The sequence below is a fragment of the Shinella sp. GW821-FHT10F02 genome (assembly GCF_058809275.1).
This window is the reverse complement of record NZ_JBXASL010000012.1, coordinates 26791-43682: the sequence shown is the minus strand read 5'-3', so window position 1 is coordinate 43682 and position 16892 is coordinate 26791. Positions and strand designations below refer to the sequence as shown.

At 62.7% G+C, this 16892-nt stretch carries 19 protein-coding genes and 1 tRNA gene; 11 read left to right on the top strand and 9 right to left on the bottom strand.

What is annotated here, in order from left to right; all coding sequences use genetic code 11:
• Window positions 1–90: 90 nt before the first annotated feature.
• The gene (gene ctrA, locus AC1RWL_RS29825; protein ID WP_024270822.1) at window positions 91–789 is read right to left on the bottom strand and encodes a response regulator transcription factor CtrA; all 699 of its coding nucleotides are present in this window, start codon (window positions 787–789) and stop codon (window positions 91–93) included.
• A gap of 527 nt (window positions 790–1316) precedes the next feature.
• On the opposite strand from ctrA, the gene AC1RWL_RS29820 reads away from it, so the two are divergent.
• Window positions 1317–1667: a flagellar export protein FliJ gene (locus tag AC1RWL_RS29820; protein WP_256121029.1), complete on the top strand. Its 351-nt coding sequence runs from the start codon at window positions 1317–1319 to the stop codon at window positions 1665–1667.
• A gap of 78 nt (window positions 1668–1745) precedes the next feature.
• On the opposite strand, the gene AC1RWL_RS29815 is transcribed toward AC1RWL_RS29820, so the two are convergent.
• Window positions 1746–2027 carry a GNAT family N-acetyltransferase gene (locus AC1RWL_RS29815; RefSeq protein WP_256121030.1) on the bottom strand — a complete coding sequence of 94 codons (282 nt, stop codon included), beginning with the start codon at window positions 2025–2027 and terminating at the stop codon, window positions 1746–1748.
• Window positions 2028–2170: 143 nt separating this feature from the next.
• Here AC1RWL_RS29815 and AC1RWL_RS29810 point away from each other — a divergent pair, with 143 nt between their 5' ends.
• The gene (locus tag AC1RWL_RS29810) at window positions 2171–2620 is read left to right on the top strand and encodes a paraquat-inducible protein A (protein ID WP_493097143.1); all 450 of its coding nucleotides are present in this window, start codon (window positions 2171–2173) and stop codon (window positions 2618–2620) included.
• Between the two features lie 66 nt (window positions 2621–2686).
• Here AC1RWL_RS29810 and sciP read toward each other — a convergent pair whose 3' ends face one another.
• A complete protein-coding gene (gene sciP / locus AC1RWL_RS29805; protein WP_023515011.1) occupies window positions 2687–2962 on the bottom strand; it encodes a CtrA inhibitor SciP in 276 nt (91 codons plus the stop codon).
• A 438-nt stretch (window positions 2963–3400) separates the two neighbouring features.
• Here sciP and AC1RWL_RS29800 point away from each other — a divergent pair, with 438 nt between their 5' ends.
• The 4 genes from AC1RWL_RS29800 (at window position 3401) to AC1RWL_RS29785 (ending at window position 6215) form a co-directional block, all read left to right on the top strand.
• Window positions 3401–4150 (top strand): helix-turn-helix transcriptional regulator, encoded by a 750-nt coding sequence (locus AC1RWL_RS29800; RefSeq protein WP_256121032.1) that lies wholly within the window; start codon window positions 3401–3403, stop codon window positions 4148–4150.
• A gap of 237 nt (window positions 4151–4387) precedes the next feature.
• Window positions 4388–5584, top strand: coding sequence for a tRNA 2-thiouridine(34) synthase MnmA (gene mnmA, locus AC1RWL_RS29795; RefSeq protein WP_493097144.1), 1197 nt, complete (start codon window positions 4388–4390; stop codon window positions 5582–5584).
• 133 nt (window positions 5585–5717) lie between these two features.
• Window positions 5718–5794: transfer RNA gene (locus tag AC1RWL_RS29790), tRNA-Met, on the top strand.
• 172 nt (window positions 5795–5966) lie between these two features.
• Window positions 5967–6215, top strand: coding sequence for a hypothetical protein (locus AC1RWL_RS29785; protein ID WP_439624137.1), 249 nt, complete (start codon window positions 5967–5969; stop codon window positions 6213–6215).
• A 218-nt stretch (window positions 6216–6433) separates the two neighbouring features.
• Here AC1RWL_RS29785 and AC1RWL_RS29780 read toward each other — a convergent pair whose 3' ends face one another.
• A complete protein-coding gene (locus AC1RWL_RS29780; RefSeq protein ID WP_439624139.1) occupies window positions 6434–6673 on the bottom strand; it encodes a hypothetical protein in 240 nt (79 codons plus the stop codon).
• Window positions 6674–7159: 486 nt separating this feature from the next.
• Complete coding sequence (locus AC1RWL_RS29775) at window positions 7160–7843, bottom strand: hypothetical protein (protein ID WP_493097145.1); 684 nt, start codon at window positions 7841–7843, stop codon at window positions 7160–7162.
• A 415-nt stretch (window positions 7844–8258) separates the two neighbouring features.
• Here AC1RWL_RS29775 and AC1RWL_RS29770 point away from each other — a divergent pair, with 415 nt between their 5' ends.
• On the top strand, window positions 8259–8900 hold the full coding sequence (locus AC1RWL_RS29770; protein WP_493097146.1) for a thermonuclease family protein: 642 nt from the start codon (window positions 8259–8261) through the stop codon (window positions 8898–8900).
• A gap of 110 nt (window positions 8901–9010) precedes the next feature.
• A complete protein-coding gene (locus AC1RWL_RS29765; protein WP_256121037.1) occupies window positions 9011–9172 on the top strand; it encodes a hypothetical protein in 162 nt (53 codons plus the stop codon).
• 60 nt (window positions 9173–9232) lie between these two features.
• On the opposite strand, the gene AC1RWL_RS29760 is transcribed toward AC1RWL_RS29765, so the two are convergent.
• Window positions 9233–10072, bottom strand: coding sequence for a fumarylacetoacetate hydrolase family protein (locus AC1RWL_RS29760; RefSeq protein ID WP_493097147.1), 840 nt, complete (start codon window positions 10070–10072; stop codon window positions 9233–9235).
• A 119-nt stretch (window positions 10073–10191) separates the two neighbouring features.
• Here AC1RWL_RS29760 and AC1RWL_RS29755 point away from each other — a divergent pair, with 119 nt between their 5' ends.
• A complete protein-coding gene (locus AC1RWL_RS29755) occupies window positions 10192–10866 on the top strand; it encodes a GntR family transcriptional regulator (protein WP_493097148.1) in 675 nt (224 codons plus the stop codon).
• Window positions 10867–10869: 3 nt separating this feature from the next.
• Here the strand turns inward: AC1RWL_RS29755 and AC1RWL_RS29750 are convergent, their stop codons facing one another.
• On the bottom strand, window positions 10870–12297 hold the full coding sequence (locus tag AC1RWL_RS29750) for an efflux transporter outer membrane subunit (protein ID WP_493097149.1): 1428 nt from the start codon (window positions 12295–12297) through the stop codon (window positions 10870–10872).
• 654 nt (window positions 12298–12951) lie between these two features.
• Between AC1RWL_RS29750 and AC1RWL_RS29745 the strand changes: the two genes are divergently transcribed.
• Both AC1RWL_RS29745 and AC1RWL_RS29740 read left to right on the top strand, forming a co-directional pair.
• A complete protein-coding gene (locus AC1RWL_RS29745) occupies window positions 12952–13170 on the top strand; it encodes a hypothetical protein (RefSeq protein WP_435266157.1) in 219 nt (72 codons plus the stop codon).
• Window positions 13171–13327: 157 nt separating this feature from the next.
• Entirely contained in the window at window positions 13328–14884 is a 1557-nt protein-coding gene (locus AC1RWL_RS29740; RefSeq protein ID WP_493097150.1) for a VOC family protein, read from the top strand.
• A gap of 53 nt (window positions 14885–14937) precedes the next feature.
• On the opposite strand, the gene AC1RWL_RS29735 is transcribed toward AC1RWL_RS29740, so the two are convergent.
• Window positions 14938–15495 carry an NADPH-dependent FMN reductase gene (locus tag AC1RWL_RS29735; protein ID WP_493097151.1) on the bottom strand — a complete coding sequence of 186 codons (558 nt, stop codon included), beginning with the start codon at window positions 15493–15495 and terminating at the stop codon, window positions 14938–14940.
• 72 nt (window positions 15496–15567) lie between these two features.
• Window positions 15568–16521 (bottom strand): ring-cleaving dioxygenase, encoded by a 954-nt coding sequence (locus AC1RWL_RS29730; RefSeq protein WP_493097152.1) that lies wholly within the window; start codon window positions 16519–16521, stop codon window positions 15568–15570.
• Window positions 16522–16892: the final 371 nt, after the last annotated feature.

Here is a 16892-nt window from a genome sequence, read left to right as displayed (position 1 = left end):
TTTTTCGTTCCGGGCTTATCTCTCTGACACACAACGAAAAAACCCGCCGGCGAAGCGGCGGGTTGGAATTCCGGAGCGGGGAGGGTGGTATCAGGCGCTTTCGGCGAAGTCGCCATCGGGCTCGCGCAGCACGTAGCCGCGGCCCCAGACCGTCTCGATATAGTTCGCGCCGCCGGCGGCGTTCGCAAGCTTCTTGCGCAGCTTGCAGATGAAGACGTCGATGATCTTCAGTTCCGGCTCGTCCATGCCACCATAGAGGTGGTTCAGGAACATTTCCTTGGTGAGCGTGGTGCCCTTGCGGAGCGAAAGCAGCTCCAGCATCTGGTATTCCTTGCCCGTCAGGTGGACGCGCTGGCCACCGACCTCGACCGTCTTGGCATCGAGGTTGACGATGAGTTCGCCCGTCGAGATGACCGACTGGGCATGGCCCTTGGAACGGCGCACGATGGCGTGGATGCGGGCGACGAGCTCGTCCTTGTGGAACGGCTTGGTCATGTAATCGTCGGCGCCGAAGCCGAGGCCGCGCACCTTGTCCTCGATGCCGGCCATGCCGGAGAGGATGAGGATCGGCGTCTTGACCTTGGACAGGCGAAGCGTGCGCAGGACCTCGTAACCCGACATGTCGGGGAGGTTCAAATCGAGCAGGATGATGTCGTAATCGTACAACTTGCCCAGATCGACACCTTCCTCGCCGAGGTCGGTGGTATACACATTAAAACTTTCGGACTTCAGCATCAATTCGATGCTCTGCGCCGTCGCGCTGTCGTCCTCAATGAGTAGAACCCGCATATCTGTCCCCTTTTCCGCCGCTCAAGGTTTCTGGCCCCCTACGCGATACGGATCCAGTCGTTGCCTGATTTGGAGGCTGCCACGAAATGGTTAACAAATCCTGATTCACTTTGGCAAGATGCATCGATCTGTTAATTATTTTAGGCAGGCTCCTGATTTTATGGATGAATCAGAATTGTGTCTCTTAATACGTTCCTTCAAGAAACACAGCTAACCGACTCTTTCGACTCATCAATGCGCCCCACCTCTTTTTTGCGAACCGCATTTACTGAGCCTTAAATCCTCGCACCTATGATTAACGATGCCCGTAAACGAAAGGTTACCAGCGGTAGGGTTTTATTAATATCGCTGAATTTTTTTCGAGGCCTGGTGCGTTTTGCCGGGTTTCGGGCGCAAGACGGCTTCCGGCGTGTGGAAAACACCGCGCTTCGGGGGCTGATTTGGAATGCGGAGTGCGTGGTTGCCGAGAGAATCAGGCCGCCATTCGCTCTAATGCCGGGGTCTCGCTATCCACGGGAGTATTGCGTATGAAGTCGCGTGAGAGCCTAGTTCGCCTGAAGGAATTTCAGGTGAAAGACAAGAGACGGCAGCTGGCCCAGCTTCAGTTGATGATGTCCGAATTCGAACGGATGTCGAAGGAACTGGAAACCCAGATCGCCATCGAGGAAAAGAAGTCCGGGATCACCGATCCCAACCACTTCGCTTATCCCACCTTCGCCAAGGCAGCGCGTCAGCGCTCCGACAATCTTCAGGTCTCCATCCGGGAACTGAAGGTGCAGCAGGATGCGGCGGAACTGGCACTGGAAGAGGCGGAGGCGGAGTTCGCCAAGGCTTCGGCGCTGGAAGAGCGCGACAACGCGGTTCGGCTTCGCGCCTGATCCGTTTCAATTCGAAGGACCTTCGCGAGCGGCCGGAAGACCGCTCACGAGGGTTCTTCGCGTTGCGTCGATTTCCCTCTAGAGATTGACCACGTCCTGCCAGTCCTTGTGGCGCATCGCCTGCGCCCGGAAGAAGGGGCAGAGCGGCATGATCTTCCAGCCGCCCGCCCGCGCCGCCTCCACCGCATGGGCCGCCAGCGCCTGGCCGACGCCCTTGCCGCGCAGCGCATCCGGCACGCCGGTATGATCGACGATGACGAGCTTCGGCGAAGTGCGCGAATAAGTCACTTCCGCCTCGTGCCCCTCGACGATGGTGGAATAGCGGCCCTTCGAGCCGGTTTCTTCGTCCTTGATATCCATGATGGTCCTCGCTTGCGGTTGCGTTGGTGCCATCCTTTCCTGTCCCGGCGGATCCGGCAAGCCATCCGGATGTGAACGGAGTGTGCTGCGTCAGAGCCTGGCGAGTGCTATGCAGGACGCATCGAAACCTTCGACGTGTGCCCATGATTCTCGCCGTACCCGCTCTTCTCGTTCTCTCCGCGCTGTTCCTGGCCTTCGGTCTCGTCCTGCCGCTCGTGCGCTTCGAAAAACTGTATTTCTTCAACGAGACGCCCTCGCTGATCGATATCGTCGTCTCGCTCTGGGCGCAGGGCAGCGGCGCGCTGGCCGTGCTGGTCGGCCTGTTTTCCATCGTCTTCCCGGTCATCAAGCTCTTCGCCATCGCGCTGGAGGCGACCGCGCCGACGCCGGCCGACGGCAAGGCGAACTGGATCGCCCGGCTGCTTCCGCTGCTCGGCAAATGGTCGATGATGGATGTGATGCTGGTGGCGCTGGTCATCGTTGCGGCGAAGACGAGCGGCATGGCTTCGGCCTTCACCCAGCCCGGCCTGTGGTTCTACGCCGCCTCGGCCATCATGACCGGGCTCCTGCAGATGAAGCTGCAACCGCGCTGAATATTGATAAAAAGAACTGCGGCCGCGCAAAGCGCGACCGCAGGGGTCTTGATCAAAAATGGGACGCTAGTGGCGGTATTGCTGGATGCGCGTGGTGCGCAGGCCGGCAAGGCCATGGTCGTTGATGGAGGACTGCCAGGAGAGGAATTCTTCGACCGTCAGCGTATAACGTTCACAGGCTTCTTCGAGGCTCAAGAGCCCGCCGCGCACCGCGGCGACGACTTCTGCCTTCCGGCGAATCACCCAGCGCCGCGTATTGGCCGGCGGCAGATCGGCAATTGTCAGAGGGCTGCCATCGGGGCCGATGACGTATTTAACGCGTGGTCGTATCAGATCGGTCATTGGACTCTCTACATAAACTCAAGACCATATCCCCGGACTGTAGCTTGCCACATTTAAGATTTGCCTAAATGCATGCTAACAATTTTCTAATCATTTGAGCGGCTTCGCCGATCGTGCGGGGCTCTGTAAGCGCCGGTTTCCGTTACGTTTGTCTATGCGCGCTCTCGCAGAGCCTGCATGGGAGCCATGCAAATAAAACGTTTCTCTTTTATTCAAATACTGCTAATAAGCCCCAAAATTTGGGGGCGGCATCGTTGATGTCACCGGAAGCCCCCAGGATGCATCCAAATGAATTCTATCCGCGAGCTGTTTCCCTTTGGGACATGGCTGACGCGGCGTTTTTCGTCGTGTTTCACCGCGATGGTGCTCCTGTAATTTTCCGGACCGAGAATGCACACGAGCCCGGCGCGCGTCCGCGCCGGCTGTTGGAAACGGAAAATGAGAGATCCAGACAACATGCTCCTGCAGCAGGGTTGGTCGCCCGAATTCCTATCGACGGCCAATATTGAATCCGTGCAGACCGAATATGAGGTGCTGCACCTCATGCGCCAGTGCGCCAACCATTTTCGCTTCAGCCATTTCCTGGTGTCGCGTTTTCCGGCGAACGGCCAGCAGCGTTTTGCCGAGCGCCTGCTCGTCAGCAACTGGCCGGCCGATCTCGTGCGCAAATATGATGCGATGAACCTGTTCCACGTCAGCCGTCTCGCGATCGAGACCGGCATGACGAAGCTGCCCGTCCAGGGCGACAGCTCGCTTCTGGCGCCATCGGACTGGGAAAGCGGCCAGGCCGGCGAGGCGATCACGCTTGCCGAAAGCTACGGCCTTTCCGGTTCCACGGCGCTGCTCATGCATTCCACGACCTCCGATCCCTATCTGATGGTCTTCTCCGGCACGCGCACGCCGCTTGCCCGGCCGGAGCTGACGGAGCTGCATTTCGCCGCCCTTCAACTGTTCGAATGCCTGGAAAAGACCTTTGTCGCGGCGACGGCGGGGCGGGAAAAGCTGTCGAGCCGCGAGGTCGAGTGCCTGCGCTGGGCCGCCGCCGGCAAGAGCAGCGACGAGATCGCCATCATCCTCGGCATCTCGGTCTATACGGTGAGCAGCTATTTCAAGAGCGCCACCCGAAAGCTCCAGGCCGTCAACCGCATGCAGGCGATCGCGATCGCGCTCCGCCTGCGCCTCATCTGACTTTTCGTTCGCACGCGACAGCCCCTTTTTGCGGACCGGGAGGGGCGATCCTGTGCGTGGCCGGAAAGACGAGGTTTCCGGCCTTCTCTTGCCCTCGGGGCGGCAAGTTTCTATATGTCGCCCCAGAGGTGTCCCGACAGTTACGGGGCGCCGCAACGGCCGGTTTCCGGCGTTTCAGTCAAAGGTGTCTGCGGCAAGCCCCGAAGGCGGCGGCCGCAGCATCGGAACGGACCTCGCGTGAACAGTCTCGATTTCGACCGGAAGCCAGAAGATACGCGTGTCGTCGTCGCCATGTCCGGCGGCGTCGACAGTTCCGTGGTGGCCGGAATCCTGAAACGCGAAGGTTACGACGTCCTCGGCATCACCCTGCAGCTCTACGATCATGGCGCCGCCGTGCACCGTGCCGGCTCCTGCTGTGCGGGCCAGGACATCGACGATGCGCGCCGCGTCTGCGAAACGATCGGCATCCCGCATTATGTGCTGGATTATGAAAAGCGCTTTCGCGAGACGGTGATCAACCCGTTCGCCGAAAGCTACATCGCCGGCGAAACGCCGATCCCCTGCGTCGCCTGCAACCAGACCGTCAAGTTCGCCGATCTGCTGGCCACCGCCAAGGAACTGGGCGCGGATGCCCTGGCGACCGGCCATTATATCCGCTCGCGCCCGAACCCGACCGCCGCAGCGCCGGAGCGCCGCGCGCTCTACCGCCCGGTCGATGCGGAGCGCGACCAGAGTTACTTCCTCTTCGCGACCACCCAGGAGCAGATCGATTATCTGCGTTTCCCGCTCGGCCATCTCTCGAAGGCCGAAACCCGGGCGCTTGCGGAAGAGATGGGCCTCGTCGTCGCCAAGAAGGCCGACAGCCAGGACATCTGTTTCGTACCGCAGGGCAAGTACACCGATATCGTCAACAAGCTGAAGCCGAATGCGGCGCTCGCCGGCGACATCGTGCATATCGACGGCCGCGTGCTTGGCCAGCATGAGGGCATCCTGCACTATACGATCGGCCAGCGCCGAGGCATCGGCATCGCCACCGGCGAGCCGCTCTACGTCGTCTATCTCGACGCCCGCTCGCGCCGCGTCATCGTCGGCCCGAAGGAAGCGCTGGAGACGCGCCGCCTCTATCTGCGCGATATCAACTGGCTCGGCGACGGCGATCTCGAAACCGTCGCCGCGGCCGGTTTCGATTGTTACGCCAAAGTGCGCTCGACGCGCCCGCCCCGCCCCGCGCGCCTCCAGTCCGGCCCCGGCGGCATCTATGTCGAGCTTGCGGAAGGCGAAGCCGGCGTTGCGCCCGGCCAGGCCTGCGCGCTCTATTCCGGCGAAGGCGAGGACGCCCGCATCTACGGCGGCGGCTTCATCCAGCGCTCGGAACGCGAAACGGCGGCGGAAGACGCCCTCAAGCGCATTCTCTCCACCCGCGTGGCCGCCTGAAAAGCCACGCCCGCCAAGGCCTTTGCGGACAAAGCGATTTTTGTGCGAACGTCGCTTGACACCCGCGGGAACAGCACCTTATAAGCCGCCCACCGGACGGAAAACGGACCTCGTTTCCATCGTCCCTTCGGTCGGCGGAGTAGCTCAGTAGGTTAGAGCAGAGGAATCATAATCCTTGTGTCGGGGGTTCGAATCCCTCCTCCGCTACCAGCCGGAACCACGGACAGTTCCGTGTCGACTAAGCTGGCCATATAATCCCTTGATTTTGATTTCGTAGGTTACAGCCTCACCGCCGACGATGCCGCTCGGCTAATCGGTCGCTCGCTTTGACGATGCTGTCGGACAGGTGTAATCTGCATGCATATCATTGGGAGCATCAGCCATGCGTGTTGGAGTGCTCGTCGTTGGTTTGGCAATTGCCGCGATCCCCACCTTGGCGGATGCCCACAATTGCAAATGCCGAAATCGTGGTGTCATGTTCGAGCTTGGCCAGACCTCCTGCCTGAGGGTTGATGGAGGCTCTTACCTCGCGCGTTGTGAGATGAAGCTCAACGTCTCGTCGTGGACCAAGATCCAAGAGGGTTGCCCCGTGACGGAACGAGCGTATTCGCAGCCGACCCTCATCAATTGATCGCTTCGTCAGATAGCGCCCGAAAAAGCGTCCACGGCGAGCCTGATTCATAGGGTCGTCCATTTCTTGATGATCGCGCTGACCGTTGCCGATGCGGTGCCATCCTTTAGGATGCGCTCGACGTCAATTGACGATTGTGCTGCCTCGACCAGAAATCAATCGTGGCCGCCTCGCTGTTGGTCCAGTGTCCCGCCCGCGCCGGCCACGGAGCCGCTCGGCTACAGCGCCTGGAGGCGTCGCGGGAAGGGGGTCTGGAGCGTCGATGCCCTTGGACGGTCCAGTCGATATTGGAAAGTCTCGATCTCGGTATCTGCAAACCGTCCCTGCTCTCGAAGCGCTATCATCGCCAAGGCAATCAATTGGCTGTCGGTGGCGTTGACGTCGTCAGGGACAGGGATGAGAGCCAATAGTTCACGGACGCCTCCATTGGTATAGGCTCTGATGATAACATCCTGCATGGTCGCTTCCCCAATTAGGAGTAAGCATATACCCGGCTTGTTGATTTGATCTACGTATCGGGAAGGGCGGTTGTGCCAGACCGGTAGTGTTCGGCGCCGGATGTCACGCGCGAGTCACGACCTTCCATCGCAGGATTGAGAAAAAAGCGCAGGCGGGGCTGAGAAGACTTCCGCTAGGTGCGGCTCCAGCCGTGGGAGATGCCGCGCGTTTGTCAATTTGGGCTAAGCGAGCCGCTCTTCCCGAAGATGAACGGGTCGATGCCGAGCCCAATTGAGAGTACATCGCTGCCTAGGCCGCCGTCCAGGGCATCCATTCTTGCGCTGCAAGATAGCGTGTTGCTACCCTAGTTGCCAGACAGTTCGTGATTACCAACGCCGCCGCCCAAGACGTCATCGCCATGACGCGCGCCGTCCATCCAATGCGACCACCCTACATCTGGCGGGCGGTTGATGCGTCATCCGGTTTCGCCTTCTCAAATCTCGTTGTCAACTCCGATCCGCAGGTGTCGGATCTTCGCTGCTGCTGGCAGGGCCGAGGCCGCCGCCGCCCATTCCACCGCTGCCACCGCCTCCACCCCGCGAGCCTTCTTTTCCGCGCTCACCCTTGGTGCGGCCGCCGCTGCTTGCCGGGCGGGTCGGGCCTTGCATCGGGATTGCCAGGTCGGATGGGACGGGGTCGAGGTCGAGTGCTTCCCGGATGAAGGCCCGGAGGGAGACGACGAGTTCGTGGGTGTGGACGGGACGGCCCGCGATGAGCTCCCGCGCCGCTTTCTCCGCCAGGCGAACCTGCGCCTCCGTACCGAGCAGCATGATATCGGAAAGTGCTGCCTCGACGTCGTCGCGGATGCGCCTGCGGCGCTCGGAGCTCGCAACGATGCCGTCCGCCTCTCCGTCCACTGGCTCAGCGGATGGTTCCGCGCGCCGCCTCAGATCGCGAAGATGCGTGGGATCGACGGCGAGATTGCCGGTGAAGGAGCCGCCCAAGGTCTTGTAGGCGGCGATGAGGGTTTTCAGGCGTTCGTTGATCTGGCGGTTCGTGCGCTCCCGGCGCTGCTGGATCGTGAACATCATGATCAGACGGATGCCGATGCTGATCAAGGTGAACAGGGCTAGCCCGATCAGTGTTGCCAGAAGGTTGTACCAGGAGCTGAAATCGAGGTTGCGCAACATGTTATCCAGACTCTTTCGCCGCCAGAGTCCGGATCATATCCGACGCGTCCGGAAATGCACCCGCCACGGATGGGGAACGATGGCTCCTTGGGCGAGGCTCATGGCAGACCGGCCGTCAGCCCGATCGCCAGCATGGCGGCGAGGAGTAGCCCAACGGCCAGCCACCGACGGGGCGAGGAATGGAAAAATCTTATCGCTCTTATCCCCCGAGTGCCCGCAGACGAGAAATCCGCACCCACAGGCGGCACATGATTTGATGTCATGCTTGGCAGGGTGCACGCAAGAGCCAAGGGATTGAGAGCGGCAAACCGTCCGCGCCCGCCGAGGGGTAGTCGGACTCTTCGTCCGCCGCATCCACATCCCGGTAACCATATCTTCAAGAGATCGTAGCACTGTCTCGCGCAGGAGACAGGCGATGGTGAAGAAGACGACCAGGCGGAAGAAGACGACGGGGACGAAGCGTTCTACGGCGGCGCGGCGGGGCGGCATGGCGCATTGGTATGTGCTGGGCGCGGCCGTCGTGGGCGGGATTGTCTATATGGACAATTGGGTGCCGGGGCCGGAAACGGCGGCGACCGGGATCCGCACGGCCTCCATCGAGCGCAAGGCCAAGACGGTCGAGCGGGAGGCCGTTTTGCCGCGGCCGAAGCAGCGGCCGGCCGAAGAGGTGGAGCAGGCGTTGCCTGCGGCAGAGAAATTGCCGGCCTTCTCGGGAAAATGGTTCATCTGCACGACGCAGACCGATTATTGCGTGCTCGACGGCAGCACCATCCTCTATGCCGGCCGCAAGGTGCGGCTGGCCGATATCGATGCGCCGGCGATCGCCGAGGCGCGCTGCGATGCGGAGCGCTCGCGCGGTGGCGATGCCAAGCTGCGGCTGCGGGAAATCCTCAACGAGGGCGACGTGACGCTGGTTTCGGCCAAAAGCGGCGCGGAGGGAAAGACGAAGGCGGCGCCGCATCTGGTGCTGCGCGGCGGGCAGTCGATTGGTCACCGGATGGTGCGCGAGGGCCTCGCGAAGCCGTGGACGGGGCGTCATCAATCCTGGTGCGGTTGATGGCTTTGACGCTTGCACAACCTGTGCCTTTCCGGCACAAGCCATGCGCAAGCCTGCGGTCCTATGCTTTCCGTTAACCGGGATGGTGCCGGCTGGAAAGGGACAATGATATGTCGAAAGACCTCGAGCGCTATAGCGATCCGGACAATGCAACGGTCGCGCTCTTCCTCCTCGAAAACGATGCCGACGAACTGACGGACATCCTGGTGGCCGCGCTGGACGAGGCCTTCCGCATTCTCGACGACGAAGCGTCGCCTGCGACTTTCCACTGATCGCCAAGACGAAGAGGGGCCCTTGAGGCCCCTCTCGCTTTTTGAGGATCGCGAGGCGAATCAGCCCGCGGCCACGACCTGATGCTGTGTGCCGAGGCCGGCGATGGAGACTTCCATGCGGTCGCCGGGCTTCAGGTAACGCGGCGGTTTCATGCCCATGCCGACGCCGGGCGGCGTGCCGGTGGTGATGACATCGCCGGGTTCCAGCACCATGAACTGCGAGATGTAGTGAACGAGGAAGGGCACCTTGAAGACCATGGTGCTGGAGGAGCCGTTCTGCACCAGTTCGCCGTTGACGCTGAGCGTCATGGCGAGGTCGCCGGTCTCCACCTCGTCCGTCGTCACCAGCCAGGGGCCGATCGGGCCAAAGGTCGGGCAGCCCTTGCCCTTGGTCCACTGGCCGCCGCGCTCGATCTGGTAGGCGCGCTCGGAGACGTCGTTGCACACGCAATAGCCCGCCACATAGTCGAGCGCGTCGGCTTCCGAGACGTAGGATGCGCGCTCGCCGATGACGACCGCGAGTTCCACTTCCCAGTCGGTCTTTTCCGAGCCGCGCGGAATGAGGATCGTATCGTCCGGGCCGACGATGCAGGAGGGGGCCTTGTTGAACAGCACCGGTTCGCTCGGCACGGCCATGCCGCTTTCCGCCGCGTGGTCGGCATAGTTGAGGCCGACGGCGATGAAATTGCCGACGCGGCCGACGCAGGCGCCGAAGCGGCTGTCTTCCGGGGCAAGCGGCAGGCTCTTCGGATCGATCGCGGCGAGGCGCTTCAGGCCCTCGCGGCCGAGCACGTCGCCGGCAATATCCGCCACCACGCCGGAAAGGTCGCGCACCTTGCCGTCTGCATCGATCATTCCGGGCTTTTCCGCGCCCGCCGCGCCAAAGCGCACCAGCTTCATGAGGTTCTCCGTAAACTGTCCGTTTCACCGATTTCGGTTGCGCGCACCTTCCATCCGGTTTTACATCGAGTCAATGATTTTCGAAAATCCATGTGATTTTATAAGGTGAGCGAGGAGCGATGGACCAGAAGAAGCCGGGCGGGCGCACGCTTGCGGGCGATGCCTATGAGGCGATCCGCCAATCGATCCGCACGGGCGCGGTAAAGCCGGGCGACCGGCTGCGCTTCGCCGACCTCCAGGCGCTGTGCGGCATGAGCGTCACGCCGGTGCGCGAGGCTTTGGCGCGGCTCACGGCGGAAGGGTTCACCGTGCTGGACGATCACCGCGGCTATAGCGTCGCGAGCCTCTCGCTTGCGGAGCTGCGCGACATCACCGCCGCGCGGCAGCTCTGCGAGGGCGAGGCGCTGCGGCTGTCGGTGGCGAAGGGGGATGGAGATTGGGAAGCGGGCCTTATTGCCGCGCATCACCTGATGGCGCGCATTCCGCAGGCGCGAGAGGATATTCCGTCGGCCATGCGGGAGGATTGGGAGGCGCGGCATGCGACGTTTCACGCGGCGCTGATTGCGGCCTGTGGTTCGCCGATCCTGCTGGAAATCTGTGAGAAGCTGTTTTCGCGCGCCGATCGTTATAGGCGCCTGTCGGTCAGCCTCACCGGGGGCGCGCGGGATGTGACGGGCGAACACCGCCGGCTGATGGAGCTTGCGCTAGCGCGCGATGCCGAGGGGGCGGCGGCGGCACTCCGCGAGCACTACGGCCGGACGGCCGCAGCGCTCGAGGGTTTTTTCAAGGTTTGACGCTTACTTGCTGGCGACGGCCGTCGGCGCGCCGATCTCGGCACCGCCGCCGATCGCCACGTTGAGGGCCACGTAGTCGCGGGCAAGCTGGCGAATTGCAGAAGCGAGCGCGAGGCGGGCATCGGCGACGTTGCGTTCGGCATCGAGCACGTCGAGGATGGTGCTGGCGCCGCCGCGATAGCTTTCGCGCGCGAGGTTCAGGGTCTGCTCGAAGGTGCTGACGACCTTGCGCAGGGCTGCGACGGTCTGACCGTCGCGGATCAGCGCCGTCTGGGCATTTTCCACTTCTTCGACCGCCTGCAGCACCGTCGACTTCCAGGTCAGGTACTGCTGCTCGGCTTCAGAGCGAGCGATCTTGACCTGCGCCTTCAGCGCGCCGCCATTGAAGATCGGCAGACTCAGCGTCGGGCCGAAGGACCAGCTCGTCAGGTTGCCGGTTGCCGCATTGGTGAAGTTGCGCGTTGCGCCGATCGACCCGCCGAGCTCGATGCTCGGGTAGAGATCGGCTTCCGCGACGCCGATGCTGGCCGTCGCCGCCTGCAGGCGGCGCTCGGCCGCGCGGATGTCCGGACGGTTGCGGATGAGATCGGCCGGCACGCCGGTGCGCGTCGCATAACGCGGCATCGGCTGGGCAGAGCCCTTGATCAGGCTGGACGTGATCGTGCTGGCCGGCACGCCGAGCAGCGTCGCGATGTGGTTGGCCGCCTGGTGGAAGCCGGTTTCAAGCGCCGGCAGGTCGGCGAGTGTCTGGTTGACGAGGCCTTCTGCCTGCAGCACGTCGAGGCTGGAAGCGGCGCCCGCTTCCTTGATCTCGTTGGTGAGCTTCAGCGTTTCGCGGCGCGACACCAGGTTCTTGCGGTTGAGCGCCAGCGCTTCCTGGAAGTAGCGCGCATTGACATAGCTCGATACGAGATCGGAGAGATAGGCGAGACGAGCAACGCCGACGTCGTCATAGGCGGCGTCGAGCGCGGCATTCGCGGCCTCCTTCGACCGGCGGTACTGGCCGAAGAAGTCGAGCAGCCACGAGGCGCTCAAGCCGGCATTGAGCTGCTTCGACGACGAAGAATCGCGGCCCGAGGTGCGGCGCAGGTAGTTGCCGTCCTGCCCGCTGGCACTCGCGTCCGCCGAAGCACCGAGGCTCGGCAGCGCGCCGGCGCCGGCGACGATGACATTCTCTTCGGCCGCGGTGATGCGCTCCAGCGCCTGCAGCACGGTCAGGTTTTCGCCCATGCCCTGGTGCACGAGATCATTCAGGCGCCGGTCGCGGAAGGATTCCCACCATGGATTGAGCGAAACGCTCTCGCCGCTCGTCGCCTTGCTTTCGGAAAACTTCGCCGGCAGCGCGGTGTCGGGCTTCAGATAATCGGGGCCTACGACGCAGCCCGACAGGAGGAGCATGCTCAGAGGAAAAAGCGTCCTGGTGAAATTCATGGTCATACCTTGTCGGCCGTCGCGGCATATTAACTGAACAAAATCGAGATTCACTCTTTATTCATGTTTGGACGGAAGATCGAGCCCCCGTCCAAAAAAGAATGGTCCCACAACGTTTTTTCCCCGCTTCCCTGAAGGGGTGTGTCCGCCGTGCAACTGGGGCAATTGCTCCAGCGTCGCACCTTTGCTCGTTTAGCGGAAGATTGCGATTTTGAACGCCCCGCCAGGTTGCGCCACGGCATTTCCCCGGAATATCCGTCTTCGCGACATATTTTCCTGAAAAATGCTGCAAGCGCGAACATTATTTTGCGATTCGAATTGTCACACAAATTCGGCAGCAATTTTTTCCAAAATTATGCCGATTCCATTGACAAAGAAGGGAGAGCTGATTATGTGTTTGAGCATCGCATGAGGACCGCATGCGTTTCCCCCGGTCCACACTCTGGAGCCTTCATTTCAAGGCTCCAGCGCCAACAAGAGGGAGTGTGTCATGTACAATATCAACTGCATCGCCTCCGTGCGTGTGGCGTACTCCTGTCGTGAAACGATTACAGGGAAAGCGCATACGGCCCTCCGCCGAATGTGAGTTGGTTTCCCTCTTCGAATTAAGCGCAAATGAGAATTGGCTGTGCCCTCGGTACGGCAGGAGTTGTTATGCAAAAGCAGGTTATCGAAATCGGTGGTGAGGCCGTCGGCGTTGTCGTTCCCGATGAGGATCGATTGAAGTTCGTTGCGGTCAAATATTCCGTGTGGGATCTGGATTCCCAGCGCTTCTCGTCGGCAGACGAAGTGCGCGTGGCGATCCGCCGTCTCCTCAATGATCCGTCCGCCTCGGCGCGGGCGCGGTCCCCGGCCAATATTGCGGCCGCCTGAACCCGGATTCTGAACGATCTGGCGCCTTCGCGCCGATCATCGGCCGGCCTCGCTCGACAGCGGGGCCGGTCTTGTTTTGTAGACAGTCCATTCACCGGCCATCCGCTGGCGCGCGCTGCCAAATCCTGCTTGTGTACCTCCCGAAAGGAGGTGCTCCATGACAAGCGGCATCCATCACATCACGGCGATCACCCGGAAAATCCAGGCGAATGTCGATTTCTACGTGGGTTTCCTCGGCCTCCGGCTCGTCAAGCGCACGGCGGGTTACGAGGACGCTGACCAGCTCCACCTGATTTACGGCGATGCGGCCGCGAGCCCTGGCTCGCTGGTCACCTTCCTTGCCTGGGAAGATGGCTCCCCCGGCCGCGTCGGGCTCGGCCAGCCGTCGGAGATTGCGCTTTCCATCCGCCCGGAAGCGATCGGCTTCTGGCTGACGCGCGCGCTGACCTACAATATCGCGCTCACCGGGCCGTCGCAGGAATTCGGCGAACCTGTGCTGCGGCTGAAGGATCCGGACGGCATCATCGTCAAGCTCGTCGGCGAGGCGGATGTCGAAGGGCCGGCGCCGCACATCACGAAGGACATTGTGGCTGCGGACGCCGTCCAGCGCATCCGCGGTGCGACGATCCTGTCGGAAAAGCCGGCGGAGACGGCGGCCTTCATTGCCGGGCATTTCGGTTTTCGCACGGTCGCCGAGGCGAACGGCATCACCCGGCTTGCGGGAGAGGCGGGCGACGTGCTCGACATTCGCAATGCCAGCGGCTTCTGGACCTCGGCGCCCGGCACCGGCACGATCGATCATATCGCGCTGAGGGCGCCGGATTTGGCCGCCGTGGAAGCGGTCGCCACCCGGCTTGCCGCGGAAGACGTGGGCGATACCAACATGCACGACCGGAAATATTTCCACTCGCTCTATGTGCGCGAGCCCGGCGGTTCGCTGGTCGAATATGCGACGGACGGCCCCGGCATGACGGTGGACGAGCCGTTGGAGACGCTCGGCAGCGCGCTGTTCGTGCCCCGGCATTTCCGGACCGATCCGGATGATGTCCGGGCACGGCTTCCGCAGTTTTCGCTACCGGGGGAGGAGCGCATGCGCGAGCGCGACCTGCCGTTCGTGCACCGGCTGCACCGCCCGGACGATCCGGACGGCACGACCATCGTGCTGATGCACGGCACCGGCGGCAACGAGACGAGCCTGCTGCCCTTCGGCGCAAGGCTGGCGCCGCGCGCCGCGTTGCTCAGCCCGCGCGGGCGCAGTTTCGATGAGGGCGTTCCGCGGTTCTTCCGGCGGCTGACCGCTCTCACCTTCGACCAGAAGGACATTGCCGGCGAAGCGGAAGCCTTCGCGGCCTTCATGGAGGAGGCGAATGCGGCTTACGGGCTCGATCCGGCGAAAACGCTGTTCGTCGGTTATTCCAACGGGGCGAACATGATCGGCGCGGTCATGCAGCTCTATCCGGGCCTCATCCGCAACGCTGTGCTGCTGCGGGGCATGAACGTGCTGGAAAGCCAGCCCGAGATCGACCTTACGGGCACGAACGTGCTGCTGCTCACCGGCGGGTCGGACCCCTACGGCGCTCACGCTACCGAACTCGAAGGGCGTCTGAAGGCGGCCGGCGCTTCGATCGAGAACACTCTGCTCCCCGCCGGCCACGATATCGGCGCCGCCGATGCGGAACTGGCCAAGGCCTATAAAGAGCGGATCATTGGCTGACGAAAAAGGGCGCGCCGGGAAACCGGCGCGCCCTTCTGATTCGTGCTGTTCCGCTATCGCTTGTAATCCGCGACGAAGGCCGAAAAACCGGCGACGAAATCGCGGAGCTTCTTTTCCGTCGCCTCGTCGGCGATTTTACCGTCCTGAATGACCGTCCCGGCGCGCGACACCATCAGCTTGGCGCCGAACCACGGCACGGTGCCGAGCGTGCGCATCACCGGCAGCCAGGCTTCCTGCGAGAGCAGCGTGCCGAAATTGCCGGGCGAGGCGCCGGTAATGGCAAAGGGTTTCCCGCCGAAGACGCGGCCGATATCGGCCGAGGGGCGGCTCATCCAGTCGATGGCGTTCTTGAAGACGCCGGGAATGCCGTTGTTGTACTCCGGGGTGAAGAGCAGCACGCCATCAGCCGCCGCGACCTGGTCCTTCAGCCGCGTCACCGCCTCGGGGATGCCTTCGGCGGCCTCGACGTCGCCGTCATAGAGCGGGATTCCGTGGATCGAGCCTTCGACGATGTCCACGCCGTCGGGCGCCATGGTCAGCGCCGCGCGCAGCAGCGCCGTGTTGAGGGAGCCCTTGCGCAGGCTTCCCGAGATGGCCACCAGTTTCGTCATCCGACTTCTCCTCTTGATAACGGGCATAAAAAACCCCGGCGGACCGTTTGTCACGCCGGGGTTTTGTCCGAGTTAGGCGAGCGGCTTCAGCCGGGCCTCGATCTGCGCGCGGCGCGGCTCGAGGAAGGGCGGCAGCGATAGGCTTTCGCCGAGCGTTTCGAGCGGCTCGTCGACGGCAAAGCCCGGGCCGTCGGTGGCGATCTCGAACAGGATGCCGTTCGGCTCGCGGAAATAGAGCGAGCGGAAGTAGAAGCGCTCGACCTCGCCGCTCGAAGGCAGGCGGAAGCCGCGCAGGCGCTCCGTCCAGGCATGCAGGGCCTCTTCGTCCGGCGCGCGGAAGGCGACGTGGTGCACGGCGCCGGCGCCCTGGTGGGCGGCCGGCAGGTCCGGCTCGACGGCGACATGCAGTTCGGCGGCCGGGCCGCCTTCGCCCATCGAGAAGACATGCACGTCACCAGCACCTTCCGGGTTCGGATAGGTCGAGGTCTCCGTCATGTTCATGACCTGCACCAGCACGGTCTGCGTGTTGCGGATATCCGGCACGCTGAGCGTGATGGGGCCGAGGCCCTTGATCTGGTGTTCGGCCGGAACCGGGCTCTTGTCCCACGGGTTGGACGGCGCGCCGGCATCGTCCACGACGAAGCGGAAGCGCTGGCCTTCGCCATCCTCGAAATCGAGCGTGGCGCGGCCGCCGACATCGCGGATCTCGCCGGCGCGGACCTTCAGTTCGACAAAGCGCGCCTTCCACCATTCGAGGGTCGCGAGGCTTGCGATGCGCAGGCCGGTGCGAGCGATGCTGTGCGTGCCGCGCCGCTCATGGCCCACCGGCCAGTCGAAGAAGGTGAGGTCGGTGCCGGGCGAGGCGAGCCCGTCGGCATAGAAGAGATGGTAGGCGCTCGTATCGTCCTGGTTGACGGTCTTCTTGACGAGGCGCAGGCCCAGCACCTGCGTGTAGAAGCGCAGGTTTTCCGGCGCATTCGCGGTGATCGCGGTCAGGTGGTGGATGCCTGTGAGCTGTAGAGCCATGATGAAACTCCTCCTCGGAAACGTCCGGGGTGTTCTGGTGCGTACCCCGATAGCGGGGCCTTGCGTCGAGGTGAATATCGCCCCTCGCATGGGCTGTCGGAAGACCGGGCCGGGCGAACGGATTGTTCACTTTTCCTGAACGCGCTTTTCGTTCGCAGCGCCACGGGGTCGACATGCCGTTTCCTATAGAGCGTTCTTCCTCCCTTTCTGTTCCATTATGAGTTCATTCGAATTTTATCGTTTCATAAACCAAGGGTCGCTTACGCTGCCGCCCTGCGAAATGACTTCGTCTTCTGCTCCGCCGCGTCCGCCGGCATGTTCCGCCAGTTCCGATGATTGCCGGTCCGGATTTTCCGCACGGTTGCGAGGAG

What these genes read in the sequence shown, in the direction of transcription:
- AC1RWL_RS29780 (WP_439624139.1), bottom strand. Translation starts at nt 6,673, where the DNA reads ATGCAGGATGTTATCATCAGAGCCTATACCAATGGAGGCGTCCGTGAA.
- AC1RWL_RS29735 (WP_493097151.1), bottom strand. Translation starts at nt 15,495, where the DNA reads ATGACGAAACTGGTGGCCATCTCGGGAAGCCTGCGCAAGGGCTCCCTC.
- AC1RWL_RS29750 (WP_493097149.1), bottom strand. Translation starts at nt 12,297, where the DNA reads ATGAATTTCACCAGGACGCTTTTTCCTCTGAGCATGCTCCTCCTGTCG.
- AC1RWL_RS29740 (WP_493097150.1), top strand. Translation starts at nt 13,328, where the DNA reads ATGACAAGCGGCATCCATCACATCACGGCGATCACCCGGAAAATCCAG.
- AC1RWL_RS29810 (WP_493097143.1), top strand. Translation starts at nt 2,171, where the DNA reads ATGATTCTCGCCGTACCCGCTCTTCTCGTTCTCTCCGCGCTGTTCCTG.
- AC1RWL_RS29815 (WP_256121030.1), bottom strand. Translation starts at nt 2,027, where the DNA reads ATGGATATCAAGGACGAAGAAACCGGCTCGAAGGGCCGCTATTCCACC.
- ctrA (WP_024270822.1), bottom strand. Translation starts at nt 789, where the DNA reads ATGCGGGTTCTACTCATTGAGGACGACAGCGCGACGGCGCAGAGCATC.
- AC1RWL_RS29760 (WP_493097147.1), bottom strand. Translation starts at nt 10,072, where the DNA reads ATGAAGCTGGTGCGCTTTGGCGCGGCGGGCGCGGAAAAGCCCGGAATG.
- sciP (WP_023515011.1), bottom strand. Translation starts at nt 2,962, where the DNA reads ATGACCGATCTGATACGACCACGCGTTAAATACGTCATCGGCCCCGAT.
- AC1RWL_RS29770 (WP_493097146.1), top strand. Translation starts at nt 8,259, where the DNA reads ATGGTGAAGAAGACGACCAGGCGGAAGAAGACGACGGGGACGAAGCGT.
- AC1RWL_RS29745 (WP_435266157.1), top strand. Translation starts at nt 12,952, where the DNA reads ATGCAAAAGCAGGTTATCGAAATCGGTGGTGAGGCCGTCGGCGTTGTC.
- AC1RWL_RS29800 (WP_256121032.1), top strand. Translation starts at nt 3,401, where the DNA reads ATGAGAGATCCAGACAACATGCTCCTGCAGCAGGGTTGGTCGCCCGAA.
- AC1RWL_RS29765 (WP_256121037.1), top strand. Translation starts at nt 9,011, where the DNA reads ATGTCGAAAGACCTCGAGCGCTATAGCGATCCGGACAATGCAACGGTC.
- AC1RWL_RS29775 (WP_493097145.1), bottom strand. Translation starts at nt 7,843, where the DNA reads ATGTTGCGCAACCTCGATTTCAGCTCCTGGTACAACCTTCTGGCAACA.
- AC1RWL_RS29785 (WP_439624137.1), top strand. Translation starts at nt 5,967, where the DNA reads ATGCGTGTTGGAGTGCTCGTCGTTGGTTTGGCAATTGCCGCGATCCCC.
- AC1RWL_RS29755 (WP_493097148.1), top strand. Translation starts at nt 10,192, where the DNA reads ATGGACCAGAAGAAGCCGGGCGGGCGCACGCTTGCGGGCGATGCCTAT.
- AC1RWL_RS29730 (WP_493097152.1), bottom strand. Translation starts at nt 16,521, where the DNA reads ATGGCTCTACAGCTCACAGGCATCCACCACCTGACCGCGATCACCGCG.
- AC1RWL_RS29820 (WP_256121029.1), top strand. Translation starts at nt 1,317, where the DNA reads ATGAAGTCGCGTGAGAGCCTAGTTCGCCTGAAGGAATTTCAGGTGAAA.